Origin of the sequence: Arthrobacter wenxiniae (assembly GCF_013376105.1) — a bacterium.
Classification (GTDB): Bacteria; Actinomycetota; Actinomycetes; order Actinomycetales; family Micrococcaceae; genus Specibacter; species Specibacter wenxiniae.
The window spans coordinates 1-25756 of record NZ_JAAMFM010000019.1 but is presented as its reverse complement, the minus strand read 5'-3'; the positions used below and the strand labels follow the sequence as shown (position 1 = coordinate 25756).

Here is a 25756-nt window from a genome sequence, read left to right as displayed (position 1 = left end):
GCGGCGGTCAGGTCCGCACAACGACGTTCAGCGGCTCCTCGCCGCGGAGCATGCGCTCGGCCTGGCGGCGCAGCAGGCGCGCCATCCTGGGCATCATGGCGCTTGAGGCGCCGCCAACATGCGGGGTGATCAGCACGTTGGGCAAATCAAACAAGGGATGCCCGTCGGGAAGCGGCTCGGGATCCGTCACGTCCAGGGCCAGCCGGAGCCTGCCACGGCGGGCATGGTCAAGGAGGGCCGGGGTGTCAGCGACGGCGCCACGGGAGATGTTCACCACCAATGCGTCGTCGCGCAGCAGTGAGAGGAAGCCGTCGTTGATCAGGTGCGTGGTGGCGTCGCTCAACGGAACCCCGACCACGACGATGTCAGCCTGCGGCAGCAGGGACGGGAGCTCGTCGATCCCGTGCACGTGCCCGGCGGGTTCCTCGCGGGCGCGTGTGGCAACGCGCACCACGGTGGTCTCGAACCCGCGCAGCCGGTCCTCAATGGCCTTGCCAACGCCGCCGTAGCCGACAAGCAGCACGGTGCGGTCGGCGAGGGACGGGCGTCGCAGCGGGGTCCAGGTGCCGCGTCCGGCGGCCCTGACAAATTCCGGCAGGCCGCGCTGGGACGCCAGGATGAGCGCCACAGCCAGCTCCGCCGTCGAGGTCTCGTGCACGGAGACAGCATTGGCGAACACATTTCCCGGCGGAAGCGCGGCCGCAACGCCGTCGAACCCAATGGACTGGCTCTGCACGAGCCTGGCGGTGACGCCCTCCAGGGCCGCCAGCAACCCCGTTCCGCCCATGTAAGGCGGCACCACGATGTCGATCACGGCAGCGGGCGGGGGCCCGGCCATGTCCCATTCGACAATCTCCACGCCCTCGGGCGCGGCTCCGAACGCTTCGCGCAGGGCCGCATCGGGAACACTGACAAGTACGTGATCTTCACCCATCCCTTGAGGATAGCGCAGGGCGGTCGTACGATCAGGACTAGTCCCCACGCCCTCCCGGGCTTCGTTTCTCAGCCGGGCCCCGCTGACGCGTGGGCCCAGCGAACAGAAAGAGGCGCCACGTGGAGCTTGCGCAACGATTGGACCGGCTCGGCACCGAGACCGCATTTTCGGTCTCCCAGGCCGCAGCCGACTGGGCGGCACAGGGAAACCGGGTTTATCCTTTCCACCTCGGTGACATTGACCTGCCAACACCGCCGAACATTGTCGAGGCCCTGGACAAGGCCATTGCCGACGGCTTGACGGGGTACTGCCCGGCGGCCGGGATACCGCTGTTGCGTGAAGCACTCGCCGAAGACATTGGCGCCAAGCGCGGAATGGCAGTGGGCCCGGAACAGGTGACGGTGCATCCGGGGGGCAAGCCGGTGATCGGCCGGTTCATCCAGACGCTCATGGATCCGGGGGACGAGGTCCTCTACCCGAATCCGGGCTACCCCATCTATGAGAGCCAGATCGAATACTACGGCGGCACCGCCCGCCCGTACCGCTACCTCCCCACGGACGCCGGCTTCGCGATCGACTTGGAGCAGCTCAAGTCGATGGTGGGCCCGGCGACCAAGGCCATCATCTACAACGACCTGCAAAACCCCATCGGGGCCGAATCCACCGAGGCCGAGCGCCGTGCAGTTGCCGACCTGGCCCGGCGGCACAACCTGTGGGTGCTTTCCGACGAGGCCTACTTTGAGATGCGCTATTCTGGTTCCTCACACTCGATTGCGGCGCTGCCCGGCATGGCGGAGCGAACCGTCATCCTCTACACTTTCAGCAAGAAGTTCGCGATGACCGGCTGGCGGCTCGGGTGCGCCGTTGCCCCGCGGAAAGTCTCCGAGGCATTCGCCAAGCTCAACACCAACGACGAGTCCTGCACCACCCACTTTGTCCAGCGCGCCGGCGTGGAGGCCATCCGCGGCGACCAGTCCGGACCCCGTGCCATCCTCGCCGAGCTGCAGGCCCGCCGCGACGCCACCGCCGAACTGCTCAACTCCATGCCGGGAGTCAGCGTTGCCAAGCCAAACGCCACGTTTTACCTGTTCCCCGATGTCACCGGGGCCATGGCGTCGAAGGGCATCACGGAGCTGCCGGACTTCGCCACCGAGGCGCTGCACGCGACGGGCGTCTCATTTTGCACGCGCCTCCATTTTGGCCGGCCCCAGCCGGGAGAGGACCGCTCCTACGCCCGCTTTGCCTATTCCGGCCTGCCCGTCGATGACATCCGGGAGGGATTGGGCCGGTTGAAGGCATGGCTTGAACTGTGAGCGGCGCGCCAGCCGGTGCGCGGCCCGGGAGCCGGGCACCGGCTTGAGGCGGCGCTATTTTCCTTCGGGCGCCACGTTGGCGGCCAGGCGCACCAGTTCGTCGTCGAGGTCCTCCACGTGCAGGTTGTTCCCGCGCGTCTCCCCCACCCACAGCACGGCGGCGACCGACACCACGGTCAGCGCCATGATGTACAGCGCGATCGAACCGGACCAGCCGGTCTTCTGCAGGAGCACCTCCGCCACGGTGGCAGCAAACGCCCCGCCCAGGATGGCCCCGATCGCATAGCCGATGGAGATGCCCGAGTAGCGGATGTGCGCCGGGAACATCTCCGCGTACATGGCCGACTGCGGGCCGTAGGACAGGCCCAGGCCGATTGTCAGCACAAACACCGCGAAGCCGTAAACCACCACGTTGCCGGAGTCGATGAGCCGGAACATGGGGATCATCCAGACGAAGACCAGGGCATAGCCGGCCAGGAACGTCGCCCGGCGCCCGATCCTGTCCGAGAGCCAACCGCCCACCAACGTGAAGATCAGCCAGCCGAAGGAGCCCACGGTGGTGGCCAGCAGCACGGGCGCCACGGGCATGTGCAGGACCTTGGTGGTGTAGGCGATCAAGAACGCGATGACGAGGTAGCCCGCGGCGTTGTTGGAGACAAAGATCAGGGCGGCCTGGATGACCTGCTTGGTGTTGGTCTGGAACAGCTGCTTGAGCGGGGTGTGCTCGGAGGCCTTGCGCAGGGCCAGCCGCTTGAACACCGGCGACTCCTCCACGGCACGCCGGATCAGGTAGCCCACAACGACCAGGACCACGGAGAGCAGGAACGGGATGCGCCAGCCCCAGGCGGTGAACTGCTCGGACGTGGTGGCCGTGCGCAGAATGTAGAGCAAGCCGGTGGCCAGAATCATGCCGAGGGGCACGCCGATCTGCGGGTAGGCGCCGAAGTAGCCCCGCCTGCCGGCGGGCGCGTGCTCCACGGCCATCAGGGCGGCGCCGCCCCATTCGCCGCCGGCGGAGAAGCCCTGGACGACGCGCAGCAGCACCAGCAGCAGCGGAGCCCACAGCCCGATCTGCCCGTAGGTGGGCAGCAGCCCGATCAGGGCCGTGGCGGCGCCCATGAGGATGAGCGTGAGCACCAGGATCCGCTTGCGGCCGAACTTGTCGCCCAGGTGCCCGGCGACGATTGCGCCCAGCGGCCGGAAGAGGAAGGAGATGCCGATCATGGCGAAGGCCAGGATCTGCCCCAGGCCCGGATTGTTCTCGCTCAGCGGCTTGAGGAAGAGCGGGGTCAGCAGGGTTGCCGTGAGCTGGGCAAAGATGAAGAAGTCGTACCACTCGATGGTGGTTCCGACCAGGGTGCCGGCAAGGACGCGTCGGGCCTCGGAGCGGGTTCCTGGTGCTGTTTGTGGGGCGAGGGACATGCGAACTCCATTGTTCAGCGCGCGGACGCGGTTGCTTGGAAGCCGGAAGTTACCGACCGTTCGGACGGTAATGAATTTTGGACAGCCTATCACGAGGTGTGGGAGAGGTCACACGCGTCCACAAGGTGAGACGGCCGCCTAAGGCACCCAGCCGGCGTCGTCCGCGGGACCGTGGAAATGGGCACGCAGGTACTCGCCGACGACGGCGGCACCGAGCTCGCCGGCGTCGGGCGCCACCACGCGGCCGCCGGTCCGGCGGGCCATGGCCGCCACGAACCGCTCCAGGCCGGGGTCGTCGCCCAGGCGGAAGAACGTCACCTGCGTTCCGGCGCGCCCCAGGCGGTCGAGCTCGGCGACGGTGGCGGCGACGGTCTCCGTATCCGGCGGCCAGGAGAACCACGGCTCCCCGTCCGGCAGCAGGTGGGCGGTGGGTTCGCCGTCGGTCACCACTAGCAGGACGGGCTGGAGGGCGCGGTGCTGGCGGAAGAAGCGGCCGGCCAGCAGCAGCCCGTGGTGCAGGTTGGTTCCCTGTTCCCTGTCGGCGGGCAGGGCCGTGAGCCCCTCGATGTCCATCGACTGGGCGCGGAGGCCGAAGGTGACCAGCTCGAGGCGGTCGCCGCGGAAGCGGGTGGAGACCAGGTGGTGCAGGGCGAGGGCCGTGCGCTTCATGGGCACCCACCGGCCCTCGGCGGCCATGGAGAAGGAGATGTCGGCCAGCAGGACGACGGCGGCCCGGGTGCGTGCCTCGGTCTCCGCGACCTCGATGTCGCCCACCTCGAGCCGCAGGCCGGACGCCGGGTTGCCGCCGTCGGCCGCGGTGCGGGTGATGGCGTTGGTGATGGTGCGGGTGACGTCCCACGGTTCGGCGTCGCCAAACTGCCACTCGCGGCTGGACCCTGCGGGCTCGCCAGCGGCACCGGACGACCGCGTGTCCCGGAACCCCGTCCGCCCGGACAGCTGTCGGGCGGCGTCCCGCAGCAGCGACTTCCCCAGGCGCCGCATGGCCTGGGGCGAGAGCCGCAGGTCCCCGTCCGCACCCCGCCGCAGGTAGCCGCTGTCCTGCATGGCACGCTCAATCTCCGCGAGCGTGCGGGCCGAGACGGCGGCGTCCGCGCCGAGCTGGCGGGCCAGGGCGTCCAGGTCGAGGTCGTCAAGGCTGGAGCCGGCGTAGGACTGGGACAGCTGTTCGGCCAGCCCGTCGAGTTCGGCGAGGTCCTGGAGCACGCCCGTGCCGTCGCCGAGCCCCAGGCCCTCCCGGCCCTGGAAGCGTTCGGACCCGGACCAGTCCTCGCCCGGGCGCAGGGCCTGGAGGTTGGAGTCCAGCGCATCAAGCTGGGACATGAGCCCCGGCGAGCCGAACGCCTGCGCCGAGAGCCGCATGAGTTCCTCGCGCTGCTCCGGCGACATGGATTGCATGAGCCGCTGGGCCGCCGCCGCGCGCCGGGCCAGGGCGTCCACCAGCTCGTCGACGGACTGCGGGTTTTCCGGGAAGAATCCGCCGTGGCGGGCCATGAACCCGCGGAAGTCCTCCTCGGTGTCCTCCCCGCGGCGGTGCTTGTCCAGCAGTTCGTTGAGGTCGCGCAGCATGGCCTCGACAGCCTCGCGGTCCTCCGCCGTGGCCCCTTCCAGGGCCTGCTTCATCCCGGCGAAGCGCTGGTCCAGCAGCTCCCGGCCCAGCAGGTCCTTTATGCGTTCGTACGCCTCCCTCGCGTCGCCGGACTGCCAGTCGTAGGAGTCGAGCTCGTTGACCGCGGCCGCGGTGGACTGGGGCAGGTTCTCCAGCTGCAGCTCCCGGAAGGCGCGGTCGGTGTCGTCCATGGCGGCGTCGCGTGCCAGCTGTTTGCGTTCAGCGAGCACGGCGTCCTCGAGCAGCTTGCGGACCTCCTCGAGGGTGCCGTCAAGCCGGTGCCGGTTCAGGAGGTCGTGGCGGCGCTGCTGGACGCGGCCGGCGAGCTCGTCCAGGCCCGGCCGGCGCGGCCCGCCGCGCCGCAGGTACTCCCGTAGCGCGCGGCGGGGGGAATAGCCGGCCATGACGTCCTCCGCGACGGCGTCGAGGGCCTCGGCAAGGTCCACCGGCGGCGCCAGCGGATCGGGGCCTCCGGCGTACCGGCCGTACCGGGACATGTGTTCGTGGGCGCCCATGATGCTTCCTTATCCGTAAACCGTCTCCCCGCCGCCGGACTCCTTGGAGATCCGCCGGGCCAGGAAGAGCCCTTCCAAAGCCAGCTCAATGGCGGCGGCGCGCTGCCCGTCGTTGCCCGCTTTCAGGTGGCTGCCGATCGCGTCGTAGAGGCCGGAGCCGTCCAGGGCGGGGAGGTTCTCCAGGAACTCCGCCGCCGTGACGGCGTCGCCCGTGGTCACGGTGGTCCGGCCGTCGAACGCGGCCACCAGCGGGCTGAAGTCGAGGCCCCGGTAGTGCTCCCGCACGGCCTCCGCCGTGGCCGTGCGCAGCAGGTGGTTGAGGATCTCCTGCTCCCGCCCCTCCTCGCCGGATTCAAATTCCAGCTTGCCGGAGAGCACGTCCACGGCGCTCTCGAGGTCCACGATCCTCGCCACGGCCGTGGCCTCTCCCCGGACGGCGGCCCGGCGCAGCGCGGCCGCGGCAACGGTCTCCGCGCCCGCGATGCCGAACCGGGCCGAGACGCCGGAGCTCTGGTTGATGGCCGGCGACTGCCGCAGCGCACGGGTGTAGCGGGCCAGGATTTCCAGGATGACGGGCGGGACGTCGGCCACCAGCTTCCCCTCCTGCCGGATGACGGCGACCTCGTCGTCGAGCTCCAGCGGGTAGTGGGTGCGGATTTCGGCTCCGAAACGGTCCTTCAGGGGCGTGATGATCCGGCCGCGGTTGGTGTAGTCCTCCGGGTTGGCGGAGGCCACCACCAGCACGTCCAGGGGCAGCCGCAGCACATAGCCGCGGATTTGGATGTCGCGTTCCTCCATCACGTTGAGCAGCGAAACCTGGATCCGCTCGGCGAGGTCGGGCAGTTCGTTGATGGCGACGATGCCGCGGTTGGCGCGCGGGACCAGGCCGTAGTGGATGGTTTCCGGATCGCCCAGCCGCCGCCCCTCGGCCACCCGCATGGGGTCCACGTCCCCAATGAGGTCGGCAACGGAGGTGTCCGGGGTGGCCAGCTTCTCGACGTAGCGCTCGCTGCGGTGCCGCCACGCCACCGGCAGCGCATCGCCTTCCTCGCGGACACGGGCCCAGGACCGCCCCGTGACCGGCTCAAAGGGGTGCTCGTTCAATTCGGAGCCCTCGATCACGGGCGACCACTCGTCCAGCAGCCCGGCCAGGGTGCGCAACAGGCGCGTCTTGCCTTGCCCGCGTTCGCCGAGCAGCACCACGTCGTGGCCCGCGAGGAGGGCGCGTTCCAGCTGGGGCAGGACGGTCTCATCCAGGCCGTGGATGCCCGGCCACGGGTCGCGCCCGGCCGCGAGCGCGGCGAGCAGGTTGTCGCGGAGTTCCTGGCGCAGGTCCTTGTGCACGTGCCCGGCGGCCCGCAGTTCACCAACGGTGGAGATGTCTGGATGGTCACTCACACCTCCACGGTAGTCCCCCACGGTGCCCGGAATCGAGACCCTGGCGAAGGACCCTATCCGGCAGGGATGCCGATTCAGATATTTGAGGCTGATATATCGACCTCATATATCCAAACCGGCATCCTGGCTACGCGACTCCCCCACCCCTCGCAAGCTCGGGCGGGGACCCCTGCCGCTACGCTTGGTTCCAATGAGCGCAACGCCAGCCCCCGAGCCGGCGCGCACCCTGCTCCTGCTGGTGCGCCACGGCCAGACCCCGACCACGGGCACAGTGCTGCCCGGCCGCGCGCCGGGGCTGCACCTGTCCGGCCTGGGGCACGTCCAGGCGGAACGGCTGGCGGACCGCCTGGGGGGCCTGACCCTCGACGCCGTCCACTCCTCCCCCCTGGAGCGCGCCCGGGAAACGGCGGCGCCCACGGCCGCCCGCTGGGGGCTCGAGGTGCTGGAGGACGTCGGCCTGACCGAATGCGACTTCGGCGCCTGGACCGGCGCCGCGCTGTCGGACCTGGCCCGGCTGCCCGAGTGGCACGCGGTCCAGCACACGCCGTCCGCCTTCCGCTTCCCGGGCGGGGAGGGCTTTGCCGAGATGCAGGCACGGATGGTGGGCACGCTGGAACGGCTGTGCCGCTCCCACCCGGGTGGCGCCGTCGTCTGCGTCTCGCATGCCGACCCCATCAAGGCGGCAGTGGCCCACTACCTGGCGACGCCGCTGGACCTCTTCCAGCGGATCACCATCAGCCCCGGCTCGGTTTCGGCCGTCTCGCTGGCGGAGGGCCGGGCACCGGCCGTGCTCATGGTCAACTCGACGCTGGAGCCCCTGGGCGGGCTGCGGCAGGCATGAACCGGGAGTCGGCGTGTCCGCGCGGGAGCTGAGGCTGCTGGAAGAGGGCGCGGTGGAACTGGTGGGCCGCATTGCCAACAGCAGCAACGCGACCTTCCTGGCCCGGCTGTCCGCCGAGGGCGACTGCGCCTACGCGATCTACAAGCCGGAGGCCGGGGAGCGGCCCTTGGCTGATTTTGAACCGGGGCTTTACCGGCGGGAGCGCGCGGCCTACCTGCTCAGCGAGGCGCTGCGCTGGGGCATCGTGCCGCCAACGGTGATCCGGGAAGACCCGCCGCTGGGGTCCGGTTCCCTCCAGTGGTTCATCGAAGCCGACCCGGGCGTGCACTACTTCACTTTGTACGCGGATGCGCCGCAGACCCATCCGGAGCTGGCACGGATCGCCTTGTTCGACGCCCTGGCCAACAACACCGACCGGAAGAGCGGGCACGTGCTGCGCGGCCCCGGCGGGCACATCTGGGGCATTGACAACGGCCTGTGCTTTGCCGCCAGCAATAAATTGCGGACCGTGATCTGGGACTTCGCGGGCGAGCCAATCCCGGCGGACCTGCTGGCGGACATTGCGCCGCTTGCCGAGGGGGCGCCGCCGGAGCTCGCCGGACTGCTCGACGGCGGCGAGCTCGCCGCCCTGGAGCGAAGGGCCCGGCGCCTGCTCCGCGAGGGCGTGCTGCCGGAAGACGCCACCGGCATGCGCTACCCGTGGCCGCTGGTGTGAGCCGCCCGGGGCATCCTGTATTGCGCGACGGGCGCCCCCAGCCGTGCGCATGACAGTGTCCTGCGCACTGCCCGCGCCGGGCGGGACGCAGAACAGCTCAGGCGGGCTGCCCCCCGCAGGCCCGCGAGCGCCGCATGGCCCATGCCGCAAGCATCGCCACGGCCAGCTCCAGGGCGATGACGCCCAGCATCGGGGCCGGCTGCATCACGACGCCGGCCATGCTCCCGCCCATGGTTCCCATGGCGCCCATGGGGTCCATTCCTCCGTGGCCGCGCCCGGCCGTGGAGCCCGGCGCCAGGAGCAGGACGGCGTGCACGGCCACCATGGCCAAGGCCATCACGAAGAGCAGCTGAACGGACCGCTCGTGGCCGCGGCGCCACACGAAAACGGCGCACGGCAGGCAGGCAGCGGCCATCAGGAGCATGAGCGCGCCCTCCCACGGCATGGCGCGGTGCTCCCACGCCATCCAGGCGTGTACGCCGACGGAGCCCAGGGCGACGGCGGCGCACAGGCGGGCCGGGAACCCCGCCCGCCGCACGGGACTGACGCGCTTCCGCGTGTCAGCAGTGGCAGTGATCGCCACCGTCGGCCCCGCCCTGGTCGCCGGCGTGATGATCCGCCTGGCCCGCGGCCCCGTGCCCGCCCTTGCGGCTGGCCGGCACATCAAGCACGGGGCTGCGGTCAAAGAAGCCCTCGGGGCGCAGCTTGAACCCCACGGAGTCGACGGGCATGATTGGCCAGTCCTCCACGCGCGGGAAGTGCGTCAGCCCGAACGTGTGCCAAAGGACGATGTCCTGGCCGTCCAGGTCACGGTCCGCCTCGATGTACGCCGGCAGGCCGGCCCCGCCACCATGCTGGTTGACGAAGTCCCCGGTCGGGTAGCGCTCGTCGTCCGCGAAGCGGGTGACCCAGAGGTCCTTCGTCGCAAAGGCCGCGCGCCGGGCCACGGAGGAGGCCGGATCGGCCAGCAGCATGGGCTGGCCCTGGGGGTGCAGCTTGTAGCCCACGGGCTCGCCGAGCCGGTTCAGGGACGCCGGGTTGGTGACCACCCAGGTCCTCCCGGCGCGCATGTCCGCCTCGCGAACGGCGTCGGACTCCCTGGCCAGGACGGTCCGCTTGCGGGTGAACGCGTTGCCGCGCTCATTGCCCTCGCCCATGGGGACGCGCACCACTTCCTCCTCCTCGACACGGTTGGCGAAGCCGTCCAGGGCCATGTCCAGGCGCGCCCCGAACAGGTGCTGGTGGTACGGCGCGCCCAGGCCCGGGGCCAGTTCCGAGGCGTAGGGGTAGCCCTTGCCGGGGTAGGCGCTGGTGAAGACCACGCCGGTGGCCTTGGCCTCGAACTCGATGGTGCCGTCCAGGTAGAGGTACCAGTAGAAGCCGTAGTCGTAGTTGCCGATGGTGGTGAAGAAGGAGACCACCAGGCGCCGGTTGCGGCGCGTGTAGTCGATCCCGGTCCACAGGTCGGAGTGCTTGGAGAGGATGGACCAGTCCTCCTCGTGCATGCAGATGCCGTTGCGGATCTCGCGCGGGTTGCCGAAGGCGTCGCCGATGACCGGGCTCAGGTAGGTGATCTCGCCGAGGCAGTCGCAGCCCAGTTCCAGCGAGTTGGCGTACTGGCCCACCAGGTATTCGCCCGTGTCAAAGTAGTTCTGCCAGGACCGCACCGGGGAGGGGTCGCCGTAGGGCACCACCATCTCGGCGATCGAGGCGCGCTTGATGATGGAGCGCCGGCGCCCGCCGTCGTCGAACGCCAGGTTGTGCAGGATCACGCCTTCGCGCGCGTCGAAGCCCACGTCCAGGCTCCACTTCTCCCACTCAACGTGGTTGCCGCCGGTGACGGTGAAGCTGGGCCCCTCGGGCTGGGTGATGCTGATGGGCTTTTGCGTTTCCCGCATCGGCCCGGTCAGCTCCGGGTCGGTGTAGTTGCCGTGCTCGGCGGGGACGGGGACCACGCCGTAGTCCAGCACGGAGTCGACCGTTTTGCCGGTCACGTCCACGTACGCCACGAGGCCGTCCACCGGGTGCGCCCACGGGCTGTCCTCGGGGAAGTCCTGGACGAAGGCCAGCCCGCGCAGGATGCGGCGGCCCTTTTCCTCCTGGTACTCGAAGACGCCGGCGGAGAGCGGGGCCACGCGGACGTTGGCGACGTCGAGGTTGCGGGCCTCCAGTGCCCTGAGCCAGTCGGGATGGCTGGCCAGGATTTCCTCCACAACCTCGAACTCCTCCGCCAGCACGGGAAGCTCGCCCGTGACCGCGGTGTCAAGCTCGACGGTGGATTCCACGGTTCCGCGGGTCACGGAGACCACCGCGTCCCTGGGGGCGGCGCCGGCGACGTCGTGCAGGAACACCCGGAAACGGCGGTTCACCGGCGCGTCCTCCTGCTGTCCGCGGGGCGGGTCGAGCAGGCCGAGGTAGGCGATGCGCGCCGACTCCCCCAGCAGCCCTTCCCTGTGCAGGATGTCGCGCACTGCGGTGATTTCCGCGGCGCTGGCCAGTGAGTGGGGGGCAACGTCGGTGACGGTGGCGGCTGTCATGGCTTCTCTTTCCAGTGGCTTTCCGAAGTGGGATGGCCGGCGTGCGCCAGCCCACATTTTTTTATTCTATGAATGTAGAGAATACCCACACGTAAGATGCATCACAAGGGGTCCGTCCCCATTTGTTTGCCGACACGGCCCACCAGGAGAACTTCAGTGCCCAAGATTGTCGACCACGACCAGCGTCGGATTGAACTGGTGGACGCCACCTGGCGGATCATTGCCCGGCACGGGATCGAGGGTGCCACGATGCGCGAAATCGCCCTCGAGGCCGGCTTCGCCAACGGCGCGCTGAAGCCCTACTTCCCCACGAAGGATGATCTGATCACCTTTGCCTTTGGCCACGTCTTCAACCGGACCAACCAGCGCATTGCCGGCAGGTCCGCCGGCAAGGCGGGGCTGGAGGCGCTGCGCGCCTTCTGCCAGGAGGTGCTGCCGCTGGACGAGGACCGCATCAACGAGGCCAGGATCGTCATCCCCTTTTGGCAGAAGGCCCTGACCGACCCCGCCAAGGCCGAGCTGCACGAAACCTCCATGAACCAGTGGCGCGCCGCGCTGCAGGGACACCTCCGCGAGGCCCGGGACCGCGGGGAAGTCACCGCCGCCGTCGGCGAAGAAGACATTGTGAACCAATTGATGAGCATGCTGCTTGGGGCCCAAATCGTCGCGGCCATGTCCCCCGGGGAACACCTGCCAGCCCAGCTGGACGCCGCCCTGGACGCCTACCTCACCCTCCTCCGCCCCGTCCCCGCCCGCGGTGAGGTTGGAGAAAACGACGCCTGAAAACGCTCAAAGGAGGTGGTCATCTCCAACAACAGTGGGCGGGTTATTCGCCAATTGTCGAAAATAAGTGACAGGGGTCGCACCAGCCGCTAAAGTGATGAAAAAGTGTTGTCCGCCACAGTTTCGCCCGGGTGCCGTCAGCGTCCCCGCGCGGCCCACGGCGGCCGGCAACCTCCCGCCTCACAGGCACTCGCACCCCCAGGGATTTTTGCCCATGACCGCCTTCCCCGCCACCAGATTCCCCACGGCGGCCGCCCCCGCCATCCCGGCCGCCCCCGCCATCCCGGCCGACGCCGGCACGGCGGACGCCGTCCAGACGGCCGTGGCCCATTCCTTCGCCGACTGGCACGACCTCATTTCGGAATCGTTCGTCCCGCTCCATGTCCGCTCCAGCGACCCCTCCAACTTCCACGGCAGGCTCCGTTCCCGGCTTCTGGACGAGTTGTCCATCGTGGAGGTCACGGCCACGGGGCACAGCGTGCACCGGACCCCGTCGCTGATCGCACGCTCCGACAGGCTGTACTTCAAGCTCAACCTGCAGCTGGCCGGCACCGCGATCCTGGTCCAGGACAACCGCGAGGCCGTCCTGCGCCCCGGGGACCTGGCCGTGTATGACACGCACCGCCCCTACACGCTGGCCTTCGAGTCCGATTTCCGCACCCTGGTGCTCATGTTCCCGCACGACGCCCTGGACCTGCCGGCCGGCTCCGTGGGCGCACTTACCGCGACGCGCATGGCCGCCGACCAGGGCCTGGGCCGGATGATCAGCCCCTTCATGACCCAACTGGCCGAAAATCTCGAGGTCCTCTCCGGGCCCAGCGGGCACCGGCTGGCGCACAACACGGTGGACCTGCTCAGCACCATGTTTGCCTCCGAGCTTGACCGGCGCCCGGACAACACGGAACACCCTCACGCTGAACTGTTAGGCCGGATCCGCCGCTTCATTGAGGCCAACCTGGCCGATCCCGCCCTTTCCCCCGCCAGTGTTGCGGCCGCGCACTTCATTTCCACCCGCCACCTGCACAACGTCTTCCAGGAGGCGGGCACCACGGTGGCGCAGTGGATCCGCACGCGGCGGCTGGAGAATTGCCGGCGTGAACTGCGCGATCCGCTCCAGGCGCATCGCGCGGTCAGCGCCATTGCCGCCCGCTGGGGCTTTGTCGACGCCGCCCACTTCAGCCGCATTTTCCGGGCCGCCTTTGGCGAGCCGCCCAGCAGCTACCGCCGGCCGGCACCGCGAACGCAGTCGGCGTCATGAGCGCCGCGCCCCCAACCGCCGCTTTTTCCCTTGGCCCGTAACGTCCTTTCAGAGGCAATATGTGACACCCACCCCCTCCACGGCGGCCCCGTTCGCCCGCGGCCAACTGGCATTCGCGGAATGACAAGACAGGCGGACGGCGGCCGGAGAGACTGGACACACCCACGGCAACAGCCGAACGCATTTCACCCACCGACTCGAAGCGGAGTTTTCATGGAAACGTACGCCAGCATCCTCACCGCCACATCACCGGCTTCCGGCACAACCCGGACGCTGCTGGATCCCGCCACGGGCGAGCCCGTCGGGGAAGCCCCCGTGCACACCGTCGAGGACCTGGAACGCGCCATCGCCGCCGCCGCCGCCGCCCAGCCCGCCTGGGCGGCCCTGGGCCACGAGGCCCGCAGCGCCGCCCTCCTGCGGGCGGCAGACGCCGTCGAACGTTCCTCCGAGGCACTGGCCGTGCTGCTTTCCCGCGAGCAGGGCAAGCCGCTCAACGGCCCCAACGCCCGGTTCGAGGTGGGCGCCTGCGCCGCGTGGCTGCGCGCCGCAGCAGCGACCGAACTGTCCACGGAGACTGTGGTGGACGACGGCGAAACGCACGCCGAACTCCACTACCGCCCCATCGGCGTCGTCGGCGCGATCGGCCCGTGGAACTGGCCCATGATGATCTCGGTCTGGCAGCTCGCCCCGGCCCTGCGCATGGGCAACGCCGTGGTCATCAAGCCCTCCGAATACACCCCCCTGAGCGTCCTGGCCCTGGTCAACGTCATCAACCAGGAACTGCCCGAGGGCATCCTCTCCGTCATCTGCGGCGGCCGGGAGGTCGGCGCCCGCCTGGCCGAACACCCCGCAATCGGCAAGGTCATGTTCACGGGCTCGACCGCCACGGGCAAGGCCATCATCCGATCGTCCGCGGACACCGTGAAGCGGCTCACCCTGGAACTGGGCGGCAACGACGCCGGGATCGTGCTCCCGGACGCCGATCCGGCGGCCATCGCGGAGGACCTGTTCTGGGGCGCGTTCATCAACACCGGCCAGACCTGCGCCGCCCTCAAGCGCCTCTACGTCCACGACGACATTTACGACGCGGTCTGCGAGGCCCTCACGAAAGTCGCCGCCGCCATGCCCATGGGCGTGGGCCTGGACGAGAACAACGTGCTCGGCCCGCTGCAAAACAAGGCACAGTTCGAGATCGTCTCCCGCCTGGTGCAGGCAGCCAAGGACTCCGGCGCGCGGGTGCTCCTGGGTGGAAACCCGGAGGCGGGGCAGCCCGGCTACTTCTACCCCACCACCCTCATTGCGGACATTGACAACAGCAACCCGCTCGTCGCGCAGGAACAGTTCGGCCCGGCCCTGCCGATCATCCGCTACAGCTCCGTCGACGAGGCGGTGGCCATGGCCAACGCGCTCGACGTCGGCCTCGGCGCCTCCGTCTGGTCCTCCGACCCCGCCCGGGCCCGCGCCGTGGCGGCGCGCATCGAGGCCGGGACCGTGTGGATCAACAAGCACGGCGCCGTGGACCCCCGCGTCCCCTTCGGCGGCGCCAAGCAGTCCGGCTACGGACTTGAGTTCGGCGTCGAAGGGCTCAAGGCCCTCGGCGTGCCGCAGGTCATCAACGGCTGATCGCCGGTCAGGGAGGCTGCCGGGCCGCTGCCGCATGCGCGGCGGCGGCCCGGCAGCCTCCTGCGTCATTCCCGGAACCGCGGGGCGGGAGAAATATCTGCACGGGTAGACAACGCCGGTGCCGTCAGCAACAAACCGACGGCTGTGATCCCTGACACGCTAGAGGTATCTTTATTCTCCCAATGGAGGTTTTAATGTCACACGAACAAACCCTTCCCGTCGGCCACAGCGTCGCCGGCACCGGGCCCAGCAAAGGATTGAGCAAGCGGACGCTCGGTGTGCCCGCGCTCGTCTTCATGATCATCGCCGCCTCCGCCCCCCTGACGGTGGTCGGTGGCGGCGTGCCGAGCAACTTCGCGGTCAGCGCCAATATGGGTGTCCCGCTTTCCTTCGTCGTGCTGGGGGTGTGCCTGGCCCTGTTCGCCGTCGGCTATGCGGCCATGAGTTCGCACATCCGCAACGCGGGGGCGTTCTACGCCTACATCGCCCAGGGCATCGGGCGGGCGGCGGGCGTCGGGGCGGCCTGGGTGGCGTTGATTTCCTACAACGCCATGCAGGTGGGCATCTACGGTCTGTTCGGGTTCGCACTGGCGTCATTCATCAACGGCAAGCTCGGCACCAACATCCCATGGTGGGCCGCGGCGCTCGTTGGCTTTGTGGTTGTCGGGTGGCTTGGCGTGAACAAGGTCGACCTCTCAGCCAAGGTGATCGGCGTGCTCGTGGTCGGCGAGTTCCTGGCGGTCATCGTTTACGACGTCATCTCCTTCGCCGTCCATCCGGAGGGTGTCAGCGGCGCCGGCCTCGCGCCGTCGGACCTTTTCACGGCCAGCGTGGGCGCCGCATTGTCATTCAGCATGGCTGCCTTCATGGGCTTCGAGTCCGCCGCGATCTATAGCGAGGAGGCGAAGGACCCGAAGCGCTCCATCGCACGGGCCACCTTCATCGCCGTCGGGATCATCTCGGTGTTCTACGCTGTCTCCTCATGGGCCATGATGATCGGCACAGGACCGGACAAAATCATCGCCGAGTCCCAGAAGCAGGGCCCGGACCTGCTCTTCAACTTCCTCACGGCCCACGGTGCCACCGTTGTCTCGGACATCGCCCAGGTGCTGTTCGTGACCAGCCTGCTGGCCGCACTCATTGCCTTCCACAACGCCGTGGCCCGTTATGCGTTCTCACTCGGCCGCGAGGGCGTCCTTCCCCGGTCCCTGGCCCGCGTCAACCGGCGCCATGCCCCGGTGGCCGGATCCCTCGTCCAGTCCGGGGTGGCCCTTGCCATGCTGGTTATTTTCGCGATCGCCGGCACCGGATCCAATCTCGGGACGCTGTACCCGGTGCTGACGTTCTTTACGTGGCTGACGAACACCGGCGCGTTCGGCCTGGTGCTGCTGCTCGTGATGATCTCGGTGGCGGTGATCGGCTACTTCCGCAAGCACACGGGCGAATATTCGGCCTGGACCCGGCTGATCGCCCCGGCACTTTCGGCCATCACGCTGGGTATCGTGTTCGTGCTGATTGTGCTCAATTTCAACCTGCTGATCGGTTCAACGGGCTTCTCCCCGCTTTCGGTCATCCTGCCGGCGATCGTGGTTGTCCCGGGCATCGCGGGCCTGCTGTGGGGCCTTCGGCTGAAGAACACCCGCCCTGACGTGTACGCGGGCATCGGCTTCGGCGGGGCGCCGGACGCATCCGAGTGAGGCTTGCCGCAACGCAGTCGCCGCCATCCCGGGCGGCCCGGGCGGCCCGGCAGGTGTCGGGCCGCCCGGCAGCTGCTGGGCCGCCTGGAGTTCAGTAGTTGAACCGGCTTTCCAAATACGGAACAATGGCTGCTGGGAACCGCAGGCGCCGCCGCCTGCCGGCCGGTCCCTGACAAGGATGATGACGTGGGCACTGCTTCAACCAACGACGCCGCGGCGAAGGTCCCGGCACACTCGCAAACCCTTTCGCGCGGCATCCGTGCACTGGAAATCCTGGCCGAGGCCCAGTCCCCCCTGACCATCGCCGAGCTGTCCGAGGCGCTGGGCGTGCACCGCTCCATCGCCTACCGGATCCTGCGCACGCTCGAGGACCACTCCCTCCTGATGAGGGACGACGCCGGCCGTGTCCAGGCAGGTCCCGGGCTGGCGGCGCTCGCGCGGGGCGTCAACCGCGACCTGCAGACGGCCTCGCTCCCGGAACTCACCGAACTGGCCAACGAGCTGGCCATGACGGCGTTTATCGCCGTGTGGGACCACCGGGATTCCGTCACCCTCCTGACCGTGGAGCCGCGGCATTCCGGCGCCACCCTGGCCCAACGCCCGGGCACGCGCCACTCCTTCAGCTCCGGGGCGCCCGGCATCGCCATCCAGTCCGCCATCAGCGAGGAGACCTGGGCGCGGCTCGCTCCGGGCCTGCCCTACCGCCCCGAAGCGCGCGCCGCCCGGGCCGCGGGGTACGCCACCAGCCACGACGAGGTCCTCCCCGGCGTCTCCGCCATCGCCGCACCCATCCACATCCCGGGCGGCATGCCGGCGGCCATCTGCGTGGTGTCGCTCGGGCCCAGTGCGGATCCGGCCGCCATCGGCGCGCGGCTCGCCGCCAGCGCCCGCACCATTGAGGCACAGTTGCAGTAGTCCCGGGCAACTGACGCCCGGCCCGGGCCCGAATCGAAATGACAGCAGATGCGGTCAAGCTGATCACCAACCCGCATCAGCTGCATTTTCAATCGCCGCAACGGCCGACGTGCTCCAGCGGCGGCGCCGAAAACGACCGTCCCGGGGGCTTGACGTGACCAAGGCCACCACGCTAAGGTAATCGTATACGATTTCGTACTTGATGTCGGGACCATATGAAGGGCCCGCACGCCAACCGATCCCAGGAGTGTTCCGTGGAACAAGTCACTGCAGCCACGCTCAAGCAGGCCGGCAAGGTCATCGCCGTCCACCTTGCGTACCAGTCGCGGGCCGAGCAGCGCGGGCGCACCCCGGCCAAGCCGTCCTACTTCCTCAAGGCGTCCTCCTCGCTGAGCCTGAGCGGCTCCGCGATCGAACGCCCCGCCGGCTGCGAACTGCTGGCCTACGAGGGCGAGATTGCCCTGGTCATCGGCAAGGCCGCCCGCCGCGTCAGCCTTGAAAATGCATGGCAGCACGTCGGCCACGTCACCGCCAGCAACGACCTCGGCGTGTACGACCTCAAGTACGCGGACAAAGGCTCCAACGTCCGCTCCAAGTCCGGCGACGGCTTCACCCCGTTCGGCCCGGGCCTGATCCCAGCGGCCGACGTCGACCCCGCCGCCCTGCGCGTGCGCACCTGGGTCAATGGCCGGCTCGTGCAGGAGGACACGACGGCCGGGCTGATCTTCCCGTTCAGCCAGATCGTGGCGGACCTGTCCCAGCTGATGACGCTGGAACCGGGCGACATCATCCTCACCGGCACGCCGGCCGGCTCCTCCGTTGCCGTCCCCGGGGATCTCATTGAGGTCGAGGTCGACGCCCCGGGCGCCGGCCTGTCCACGGGCCGGCTGCGCACCGCCGTCGTCCAAGGCAGCGCGGAACTGGCGGACTTTGGCAACGGGCCGAAGGCCACCGATGCCGACCGCGAGGACGCCTGGGGCTCCGCCGAGGCGGCGGGCCTCGCCCCGCAGGGCCTCAGCGCCGAGCTCAAGCGCAAGCTCACGAGCGTCGGCACCGCAACCCTCAGCGCCCAGCTGCGCAAGCTCGGCCTGAACAACGTCAGCATCGACGGGCTCAAGTCCACCCGCCCGGAGCTGCGGATCGCCGGCACGGCCCGGACCCTGCGCTACGTGCCCAACCGCGAGGACCTGTTCAAGACCCACGGCGGGGGCTTCAACGCCCAGAAGCGCATCATCAACGACCTGAACGACGGCGACGTGCTGGTCATGGAGGCCCGCGGCGAGCCCGGCACCGGCACGGTCGGGGACATTCTGGCCCTGCGCGCCCAGGTCAGGGGCGCCGCGGCGATCGTGACCGACGGCGGCGTGCGTGACGTGGCCGCCGTGGCGGCGCTGGACATGCCCACCTTCTTCACCGGCGCACACCCGGCGGTCCTGGGCCGCAAGCACATCCCCTGGGACACCGACCTGACCATCTCCTGCGGCGGTGCCACCGTCCAGCCCGGCGACATCATCGTTGGCGACTCGGACGGACTGCTGGTGATCCCGCCGTCGTTGGCGGAGGAAGTGGCCGACGGCGCCATCGCCCAGGAGCACGAGGAAACCTTCATTGCCGAGAAGGTCGGCGAAGGCAACAGCGTGGAGGGCCTGTACCCGATGAACGCAGCCTGGAAGGCCAAGTTCGCCGAGTGGGCTGCCACGCATCCGAACCCGGCGGCGCAACCGTGACCACCCAGGAAGCCGGCAGCAAGTCGGAGCGTGCCTACGCCGCCATCAAGGAGAAAATCCTCGGCGGCGAATACACCCCCGGCTACCGGCTGGTGCTGGCCAAGCTGGCCGAGGACCTCGGCTTCAGCGTGGTGCCCGTTCGCGAGGCCATCCGCCGCCTGGAGGCCGAAAGCTTCGTCACCTTCGAACGCAACGTCGGCGCCACGGTCGCGGGAATCGACCCCACCGAGTACCTGTACACGATGCAGACGCTCAGCATTGTGGAGGGGGCGGCCACCGCCCTCTCCGCCCCCCTGATCACGCCGGAGGACATCGCCCGGGCAAGGGCCGTCAACGCGGCCATGCGCGAGTGCCTGGAGCATTTTGACCCGGTCCGGTTCACTGCGCTGAACCTGGACTTCCACAGCGTCCTGTTTGAAAACTGTCCCAACCCGCACATCCTGGACCTGGTCCACCGCGGCTGGAACCGGCTGCAGGCCCTGCGCTCCTCCACCTTCAGCTATGTGCCGGGCCGCGCCCGCGAATCCGTGGCCGAGCACGAGGCGTTGCTGAACCTGCTCGAAGCCGGGGCGGACGCCGAAACCGTGGAACGCGCGGCGCGCGCCCACCGCGCGGCGACCCTGCATGCCTATCTGGCCCGCAGCACCCCCGACCAGCGGGCGCACACCCCGCTGACGCCCACGTACTGACAGACCCCCACCCGAACACCGCAGAAAAAAGGACGTTTCCCCATGGCTGAGCACTACCTTCCGGAGAACCTGCCCACCCACATCCAGCACTACATCGACGGCAAGTTCGTCGACTCCGTCGGTGGCGAGACCTTCGACGTCCTGGACCCGGTCTCCAACGGCAACTACGCGACGGCCGCAGCCGGCCAGAAGGCGGACATCGACCTCGCCGTCGCCGCCGCCACCAAGGCATTCACCGACGGCCCGTGGCCGCGCATGAAGCCGCGCGAACGCGCCCGCGTCCTGAACAGGATCGCCGACGCCGTCGAGGCCCAGGAGGGCCGGCTGGCCGAGCTGGAAACGTTTGATTCGGGCCTGCCCATCACCCAGGCCCGCGGCCAGGCGCTGCGCGCCGCCGAAAACTTCCGTTTCTTCGCGGACTTGATCGTGGCGCAGTTCGACGACGCCATGAAGGTTCCCGGCGCCCAGATCAACTACGTCAACCGCAAGCCGATCGGCGTCGCAGGCCTCATCACCCCCTGGAACACGCCGTTCATGCTCGAGTCCTGGAAGCTGGCCCCCGCGCTGGCCTCCGGCTGCACCGTGGTGCTCAAGCCGGCCGAGTTCACCCCCCTGTCCGCGTCGCTGTGGGCCACCATCTTTGAGGATGCCGGCCTGCCGCACGGCGTGTTCAACTTGGTCAACGGCCTCGGCGAGGCTGCCGGCGACGCCCTGGTCAAGCACCCGGACGTGCCGCTGATCTCCTTCACCGGCGAGACCACCACGGGGCAGACCATCTTCCGCAACGCCGCCACGTCCCTCAAGGGCCTGTCCATGGAACTCGGCGGCAAGAGCCCCTGCGTGGTCTTCGCCGACGCCGACCTCGACGCCGCGATCGACTCCGCCCTGTTCGGCGTCTTCTCCCTCAACGGCGAGCGCTGCACGGCCGGCTCCCGCATCCTGGTGGAGCGATCCGTCTACGATGAATTCTGCGAAAAGTACGCGGCCCGGGCCAGGAACATCGTGGTGGGCGACCCCCACGACCCCAAGACCGAGGTGGGCGCCCTGGTGCACCCGGAACACTACAACAAGGTCATGAGCTATGTGGAGATCGGCAAGTCCGAGGGCCGCCTGCTCGCCGGCGGCGGCCGCCCCGAGGGCCTGGACACCGGCAACTACGTCGCCCCCACCGTCTTCGCCGACGTGAAGCCCGACGCGCGGATCTTCCAGGAGGAGATCTTCGGCCCCGTCGTCGCCATCACGCCCTTTGAGAACGACGACGAGGCGCTCGCCCTGGCGAACGGCGTCAAGTACGGGCTGGCCGCCTACATCTGGACGCAGAACCTCACCCGCGCCCACAACTTTGCCCAAAACGTGGAGGCCGGCATGGTGTGGCTGAACAGCCACAACGTCCGCGACCTGCGCACCCCCTTCGGCGGCGTCAAGGCCTCCGGCCTGGGCCACGAGGGCGGCTTCCGCTCCATCGACTTCTACACCGACCAGCAGGCCGTGCACATCACCCTCGGCACCGTCCACACCCCCAAATTCGGCGCTTCCGCCGTCAACTGACCACCCCCTGCTCACTGAGGAGTACTGAAATGACCGACTTCATCCCCACACCCTCCGTCCCCGCACCGGACATCGTCCGCTGCGCCTACATGGAAATGGTCGTCACCGACCTGGCCAGGTCCCGCGAGTTCTACGTGGACGTGCTGGGCCTGCACGTCACCGAGGAAGACGGGAACACCATCTACCTGCGCTCCCTGGAGGAGTTCATCCACCACAACCTGGTGCTCCGCCAGGGCCCCGTGGCCGCCATCGCCGCCGCAGCCTTCCGCGTGAAGTCCCCCGAAGAGGTGGACGCCGCCGAGGCCTACTACAAGGAACTGGGCTGCCGCACCGAACGCCGCAAGGACGGCTTCGTCAAGGGCATCGGCGACGCCGTCCGCGTCGAGGACCCGCTGGGCTTCCCCTACGAATTCTTCTACGAGACCACGCACGTGGAGCGCCTGACCCAGCGCTACGACCTCTACACGGCCGGCGAGCTTGTCCGCCTGGACCACTTCAACCAGGTCACCCCGGACGTGCCGAAGGGCCGGAAGTACCTTGAGGACCTGGGCTTCCGCGTCTCCGAGGACATCAAGGACTCCGACGGCGTCACCTACGCGGCCTGGATGCACCGCAAGCAGACCGTCCATGACACTGCCCTGACCGGCGGCGACGGCCCGCGCATGCACCACCTCGCGTTCGCCACGCACGAGAAGCACAACATCATCCAGATCTGCGACAAGATGGGTGCCCTGCGCATCTCCGACCGGATCGAGCGCGGCCCCGGCCGGCACGGCGTCTCCAACGCCTTCTACCTGTACATCCTGGACCCGGACGACCACCGGGTGGAGATCTACACGCAGGACTACTACACGGGCGACCCGGACAACCCCACGGTGACCTGGGACGTCCACGACAACCAGCGCCGCGACTGGTGGGGCAACCCCGTGGTCCCCTCCTGGTACACCGAGGCCTCCCTGGTCCTGGACCTGGACGGCAAGCCGCAGCCGGTCATCAAGCGGACCGAATCGTCCGAAATGGCCGTCACCGTCGGCGCCGACGGCTTCTCCTACACCCGTGCCCCCGGCGACGCGATCAACGGCGAGCCGGCCGAGGAGATCGGCTTCAAGATGGGCTCACAGCTCTAACATCCGCCATTGGGGACCAGCGATAGAGGAGACACCATGCTTGATGATGAAACCATCGCGCGCATCGCCGATGAACTGGTCGACGCCGGAAAGAGCCGGGTGCCGGTGCCGCGGCTGACGGCACGGTACCCGGAGATGACGGTCGAGGACTCCTACCGGGTCCAGAACCTTTGGCGGCGGCGCGGCGAGGCTGCCGGGCGGGTGCTGGGCGGGCACAAGATCGGCCTGACGTCCAAGGCAATGCAGTACGCCACCGGCATCACGGAGCCGGACTACGGGATCATCTTCAAGGACATGATCCTGGAAAACGGCGCCACGGTGGAGTGGAAGCAGTATTCACACCCGCGCGTTGAGGTGGAGCTGGCGTTCCTGCTCAAGGAGGACATCAGCGGCCCGGACGCCACCCTCTTCGACGTGCTGCGCGCCACCGAGTACGTCACTCCGGCGTTGGAAATCCTCGACTCCCGGATTGAGATGGAGGGCCGCACCATAGTGGACACCATCTCCGACAACGCGGCCATGGGCGCCATGGTGGTGGGCGGCACCCCGGTCAAGCCGGACGCCCTGGACCTGCGCTGGGTGGCGGCCATCCTGTTCAAGAACCAGACCGTCGAGGAGACCGGGGTGGCCGCCGGCGTGCTCAACCACCCGGCGCAGGGCGTGTCCTGGCTGGCGAACAAGATCGCCCCGCACGGCGACTCGCTCAAGGCCGGCGAGCTCATCCTCGCCGGCTCCTTCACGCGGCCCCTGTGGGTCAATGAAGGGGACACCGTCTTTGCCGACTACGGGAAGCTGGGGACCATCACATGCCAGTTCAGCTGAACCCCGACCCGTCGTTCAAGGACGCCCTCGCCGCCTCGGACCGCCCGCTGGCCGGCATGTGGGTGTGCTCCGGCAGCCCCCTGGTGGCCGAAATCTGCGCGGGCGCCGGCCTGGACTGGCTGCTCATCGACGCCGAGCACAGCCCCAACGGGCTCGAGTCCGTGCTGGCCCAGCTCCAGGCCGTGCACGGCTACCCGGTGAAGGCCGTGGTCCGCCCGCCCGTCAACGAGACCGTGGTCATCAAGCAGTACCTTGACCTTGGTGTGCAGTCGCTGCTGATCCCCATGGTCCACACGGCCGACGACGCCGCTGCCGCGGTCTCCGCCGCCCGGTACCCGCCGCTCGGTGTCAGGGGCGTGGGCTCGGCCCTGGCCCGCTCCGCGCGGTGGAACCGCATCCCGGACTACCTGGCCCGCGCCTCGGAAACCATCACGGTGATCGTCCAGATCGAGTCGGCCCAGGCCGTGGACAACGTGGCGGAGATTCTCGCCGTGGACGGGGTCGACGCCGTCTTCATCGGACCCTCCGACCTCGCCGCCTCCATGGGCGTGCTGGGACAGCAGGAACACCCGGACGTCACGGCCGCCGTCGAGCATTGCATCAAGGCCGCCAAGGCGGCCGGCAAGCCGGTGGGCGTGAACGCCTTCGCCGAGGCCACGGCGCGCCGCTACCTGGCGGCCGGCGTGGACTTCATTCTCGTTGGTGCGGACGTGGCGATGCTGGCCCGCGGCAGCGAGGCCCTCGCTGCCCGCTATCTGCCGCCGCTGGGGGAGCCTGTCCAAACCCCTGCCAGCTACTGACCCGCCCGTCCCAAGGGGCACTTCCGTGGCTACCGCCATTGACCGCGCAGTGGGGCTGCCGGCGGCATCATGGCGTGCATTGCGCTAGCGTGGAGGAGTATGCGGCCCGGCCGTTCCGGGCCCGGAAGGAGCACCCATGTCCATCGTTGTCATTAACGCCCTCAAGGTCCCCGTCGAGGCCGGTTCCGAACTGGAGGCGCGCTTCGCGGCCCGCAAGCATTCTGTGGACGGTTCCCCCGGATTCGAGGGCTTCCAGCTGCTGCGCCCCGTCGCCGGGGAGGAACGCTACTTCGTCTACACGCAGTGGGCCACCCGGGAGGATTTCGAGAACTGGCGTGCCCAGCGGGCCGGCCACGACCACGCCGCCCAGGCGCCGGTGGCCAGCGGCATGGACCTGCTCGAGTTCGACGTCGTCGACCTGGGCTGAGGCCGGCATGAACCTTGAACCTGCGCACCGGTAACTGCCAACCGTGCGCCACTTCTAAAGTGGCGCACGGCCCACTGCCAACGGTGCGCAAGTTCAAGGCACGTCCCGGAATATTGCCGGCGCGGCACTGGTTGGCCCGAACATGGCCCAAAACACAGAATCGGCCTTAGCGGCCACCATCGACATCAAGGATCTCGGGACCGTCCAGCGGCTGGGGTACGGCGCCATGCGGATTACCGGGGAAGGCGTTTGGGGCGAACCCGCCGACCATGCGGCCGCCCTGGCCACGGTCCGCCGCGCCGTGGAACTGGGCGTCGACTTCATCGACACGGCGGACTCCTACGGGCCCGACGTGTCCGAGCGGATCATCGCCGAGGCGCTGCATCCCTATCCCGCCGGGCTGCGCATTGCCACAAAGGCCGGCCAGGCGCGCCCGGCACCCCACAAATGGGTACCCCTGGGCCGGGCCGAATACCTGCGCCAACAGGTTGAGCTGAGCCTGCGCAAGCTCAAGGTTGACGCCCTGGACCTGTTCCAGCTGCACCGCATCGACCCGAAGGTGCCGGCTGAGGAGCAGTTCGGGACCATGCGCCAACTTCAGGACGAAGGCAAGGTCAGGGCCCTTGGCCTCTCCCAGGTAACGGTGGCGGAACTGGAAACCGCCGCCGGGTACTTCACCGTAGCGAGCGTGCAAAACCGGTACAACCTCACCGACCGCTCCTCCGAGGACGTGTTGGACTACGCGGAGCAGCACGGCATTGCCTTCATCCCGTGGGCACCGATCTCCGCGGGCAGGCTGGCCGAGCCCGGCGGCCCGGTGGACGAGGCGGCCCGGCGGCTGGGTGCCACACCCTCCCAGGTGGCCCTCGCCTGGCTCCTCCGGCGTTCCCCTGCGATGCTCCCCATTCCGGGAACGTCCTCGGTCAAACACCTGGAAGAAAACCTTGGCGCCGCGGCGCTGCGCCTTGATGAGGAAACGTTTGGCGAATTGGACGCCGCGGGGCGGGCCGAATACGACCGGGCGGCCACGGCATAGGG

General features: G+C 69.0%; 22 protein-coding genes. 16 read left to right on the top strand and 6 right to left on the bottom strand.

All coding sequences use genetic code 11. From position 1 onward, the window contains the following. Positions 1–7: 7 nt before the first annotated feature. A complete protein-coding gene (locus G6034_RS12535; RefSeq protein ID WP_176635452.1) occupies positions 8–934 on the bottom strand; it encodes a 2-hydroxyacid dehydrogenase in 927 nt (308 codons plus the stop codon). A gap of 119 nt (positions 935–1053) precedes the next feature. Between G6034_RS12535 and G6034_RS12530 the strand changes: the two genes are divergently transcribed. Beyond that, positions 1054–2247 carry an aminotransferase class I/II-fold pyridoxal phosphate-dependent enzyme gene (locus tag G6034_RS12530; protein ID WP_176635451.1) on the top strand — a complete coding sequence of 398 codons (1194 nt, stop codon included), beginning with the start codon at positions 1054–1056 and terminating at the stop codon, positions 2245–2247. A 54-nt stretch (positions 2248–2301) separates the two neighbouring features. Here G6034_RS12530 and G6034_RS12525 read toward each other — a convergent pair whose 3' ends face one another. The 3 genes from G6034_RS12525 to G6034_RS12515 form a co-directional block, all read right to left on the bottom strand. After that, positions 2302–3669: an MFS transporter gene (locus tag G6034_RS12525; RefSeq protein ID WP_176635450.1), complete on the bottom strand. Its 1368-nt coding sequence runs from the start codon at positions 3667–3669 to the stop codon at positions 2302–2304. Between the two features lie 138 nt (positions 3670–3807). Further along, complete coding sequence (locus G6034_RS12520; protein ID WP_176635449.1) at positions 3808–5811, bottom strand: vWA domain-containing protein; 2004 nt, start codon at positions 5809–5811, stop codon at positions 3808–3810. Between the two features lie 9 nt (positions 5812–5820). Next, entirely contained in the window at positions 5821–7209 is a 1389-nt protein-coding gene (locus G6034_RS12515; protein WP_176635448.1) for a sigma 54-interacting transcriptional regulator, read from the bottom strand. Between the two features lie 190 nt (positions 7210–7399). Here G6034_RS12515 and G6034_RS12510 point away from each other — a divergent pair, with 190 nt between their 5' ends. Together G6034_RS12510 and G6034_RS12505 are read left to right on the top strand one after the other, a co-directional pair. Continuing rightward, positions 7400–8050, top strand: a complete 651-nt coding sequence (locus G6034_RS12510; protein ID WP_176635447.1) for a histidine phosphatase family protein — start codon at positions 7400–7402, stop codon at positions 8048–8050. 13 nt (positions 8051–8063) lie between these two features. Then, positions 8064–8765 carry an SCO1664 family protein gene (locus G6034_RS12505; RefSeq protein WP_176635446.1) on the top strand — a complete coding sequence of 234 codons (702 nt, stop codon included), beginning with the start codon at positions 8064–8066 and terminating at the stop codon, positions 8763–8765. Between the two features lie 97 nt (positions 8766–8862). On the opposite strand, the gene G6034_RS12500 is transcribed toward G6034_RS12505, so the two are convergent. Next, positions 8863–9348, bottom strand: a complete 486-nt coding sequence (locus G6034_RS12500; RefSeq protein ID WP_176635445.1) for a hypothetical protein — start codon at positions 9346–9348, stop codon at positions 8863–8865. Then, on the bottom strand, positions 9326–11302 hold the full coding sequence (locus G6034_RS12495; RefSeq protein WP_176635444.1) for a primary-amine oxidase: 1977 nt from the start codon (positions 11300–11302) through the stop codon (positions 9326–9328). The genes G6034_RS12500 and G6034_RS12495 overlap by 23 nt, the downstream gene beginning before the upstream one ends. A 156-nt stretch (positions 11303–11458) precedes the next feature. Between G6034_RS12495 and G6034_RS12490 the strand changes: the two genes are divergently transcribed. The 13 genes from G6034_RS12490 to G6034_RS12430 all read left to right on the top strand — a co-directional run bounded on the left by G6034_RS12490 (position 11459) and on the right by G6034_RS12430 (position 25754). Beyond that, a complete protein-coding gene (locus tag G6034_RS12490; RefSeq protein WP_176635443.1) occupies positions 11459–12085 on the top strand; it encodes a TetR family transcriptional regulator C-terminal domain-containing protein in 627 nt (208 codons plus the stop codon). A gap of 262 nt (positions 12086–12347) precedes the next feature. Continuing rightward, entirely contained in the window at positions 12348–13343 is a 996-nt protein-coding gene (locus G6034_RS12485) for an AraC-like ligand-binding domain-containing protein (RefSeq protein ID WP_425485524.1), read from the top strand. A gap of 213 nt (positions 13344–13556) precedes the next feature. Beyond that, entirely contained in the window at positions 13557–14966 is a 1410-nt protein-coding gene (locus G6034_RS12480) for an aldehyde dehydrogenase family protein (protein ID WP_176635441.1), read from the top strand. 194 nt (positions 14967–15160) lie between these two features. Then, on the top strand, positions 15161–16663 hold the full coding sequence (locus G6034_RS12475) for an APC family permease (protein ID WP_176635440.1): 1503 nt from the start codon (positions 15161–15163) through the stop codon (positions 16661–16663). A gap of 186 nt (positions 16664–16849) precedes the next feature. Continuing rightward, entirely contained in the window at positions 16850–17578 is a 729-nt protein-coding gene (locus G6034_RS12470; RefSeq protein WP_176635439.1) for a helix-turn-helix domain-containing protein, read from the top strand. Between the two features lie 254 nt (positions 17579–17832). Continuing rightward, entirely contained in the window at positions 17833–19305 is a 1473-nt protein-coding gene (locus G6034_RS12465; protein ID WP_425485523.1) for a fumarylacetoacetate hydrolase family protein, read from the top strand. Next, positions 19302–19994 carry an FCD domain-containing protein gene (locus tag G6034_RS12460; RefSeq protein ID WP_176635437.1) on the top strand — a complete coding sequence of 231 codons (693 nt, stop codon included), beginning with the start codon at positions 19302–19304 and terminating at the stop codon, positions 19992–19994. The genes G6034_RS12465 and G6034_RS12460 overlap by 4 nt, the downstream gene beginning before the upstream one ends. A 42-nt stretch (positions 19995–20036) precedes the next feature. After that, positions 20037–21542 carry a 5-carboxymethyl-2-hydroxymuconate semialdehyde dehydrogenase gene (gene hpaE / locus G6034_RS12455; RefSeq protein WP_176635436.1) on the top strand — a complete coding sequence of 502 codons (1506 nt, stop codon included), beginning with the start codon at positions 20037–20039 and terminating at the stop codon, positions 21540–21542. 29 nt (positions 21543–21571) lie between these two features. Beyond that, positions 21572–22669: a 3,4-dihydroxyphenylacetate 2,3-dioxygenase gene (gene hpaD / locus G6034_RS12450; RefSeq protein ID WP_176635435.1), complete on the top strand. Its 1098-nt coding sequence runs from the start codon at positions 21572–21574 to the stop codon at positions 22667–22669. 36 nt (positions 22670–22705) lie between these two features. Then, entirely contained in the window at positions 22706–23491 is a 786-nt protein-coding gene (gene hpaH, locus G6034_RS12445) for a 2-oxo-hept-4-ene-1,7-dioate hydratase (protein WP_176635434.1), read from the top strand. Next, positions 23476–24291: an HpcH/HpaI aldolase family protein gene (locus G6034_RS12440; RefSeq protein WP_176635433.1), complete on the top strand. Its 816-nt coding sequence runs from the start codon at positions 23476–23478 to the stop codon at positions 24289–24291. The genes hpaH and G6034_RS12440 overlap by 16 nt, the downstream gene beginning before the upstream one ends. Positions 24292–24427: 136 nt before the next feature. After that, entirely contained in the window at positions 24428–24718 is a 291-nt protein-coding gene (locus G6034_RS12435) for an antibiotic biosynthesis monooxygenase family protein (protein WP_113716679.1), read from the top strand. Between the two features lie 142 nt (positions 24719–24860). Further along, on the top strand, positions 24861–25754 hold the full coding sequence (locus G6034_RS12430; RefSeq protein ID WP_176635432.1) for an aldo/keto reductase: 894 nt from the start codon (positions 24861–24863) through the stop codon (positions 25752–25754). The last annotated feature ends 2 nt before the right edge of the window (positions 25755–25756 follow it).

Excerpts from the sequence above, each read along its gene's own strand:
- G6034_RS12535 (WP_176635452.1), bottom strand. The coding sequence starts at position 934 with ATGGGTGAAGATCACGTACTTGTCAGTGTTCCCGATGCGGCCCTGCGC.
- G6034_RS12525 (WP_176635450.1), bottom strand. The coding sequence starts at position 3,669 with ATGTCCCTCGCCCCACAAACAGCACCAGGAACCCGCTCCGAGGCCCGA.
- G6034_RS12520 (WP_176635449.1), bottom strand. The coding sequence starts at position 5,811 with ATGGGCGCCCACGAACACATGTCCCGGTACGGCCGGTACGCCGGAGGC.
- G6034_RS12510 (WP_176635447.1), top strand. The coding sequence starts at position 7,400 with ATGAGCGCAACGCCAGCCCCCGAGCCGGCGCGCACCCTGCTCCTGCTG.
- G6034_RS12495 (WP_176635444.1), bottom strand. The coding sequence starts at position 11,302 with ATGACAGCCGCCACCGTCACCGACGTTGCCCCCCACTCACTGGCCAGC.
- G6034_RS12480 (WP_176635441.1), top strand. The coding sequence starts at position 13,557 with ATGGAAACGTACGCCAGCATCCTCACCGCCACATCACCGGCTTCCGGC.
- G6034_RS12475 (WP_176635440.1), top strand. The coding sequence starts at position 15,161 with ATGTCACACGAACAAACCCTTCCCGTCGGCCACAGCGTCGCCGGCACC.
- hpaE (WP_176635436.1), top strand. The coding sequence starts at position 20,037 with ATGGCTGAGCACTACCTTCCGGAGAACCTGCCCACCCACATCCAGCAC.
- hpaD (WP_176635435.1), top strand. The coding sequence starts at position 21,572 with ATGACCGACTTCATCCCCACACCCTCCGTCCCCGCACCGGACATCGTC.
- hpaH (WP_176635434.1), top strand. The coding sequence starts at position 22,706 with ATGCTTGATGATGAAACCATCGCGCGCATCGCCGATGAACTGGTCGAC.
- G6034_RS12440 (WP_176635433.1), top strand. The coding sequence starts at position 23,476 with ATGCCAGTTCAGCTGAACCCCGACCCGTCGTTCAAGGACGCCCTCGCC.
- G6034_RS12435 (WP_113716679.1), top strand. The coding sequence starts at position 24,428 with ATGTCCATCGTTGTCATTAACGCCCTCAAGGTCCCCGTCGAGGCCGGT.
- G6034_RS12430 (WP_176635432.1), top strand. The coding sequence starts at position 24,861 with ATGGCCCAAAACACAGAATCGGCCTTAGCGGCCACCATCGACATCAAG.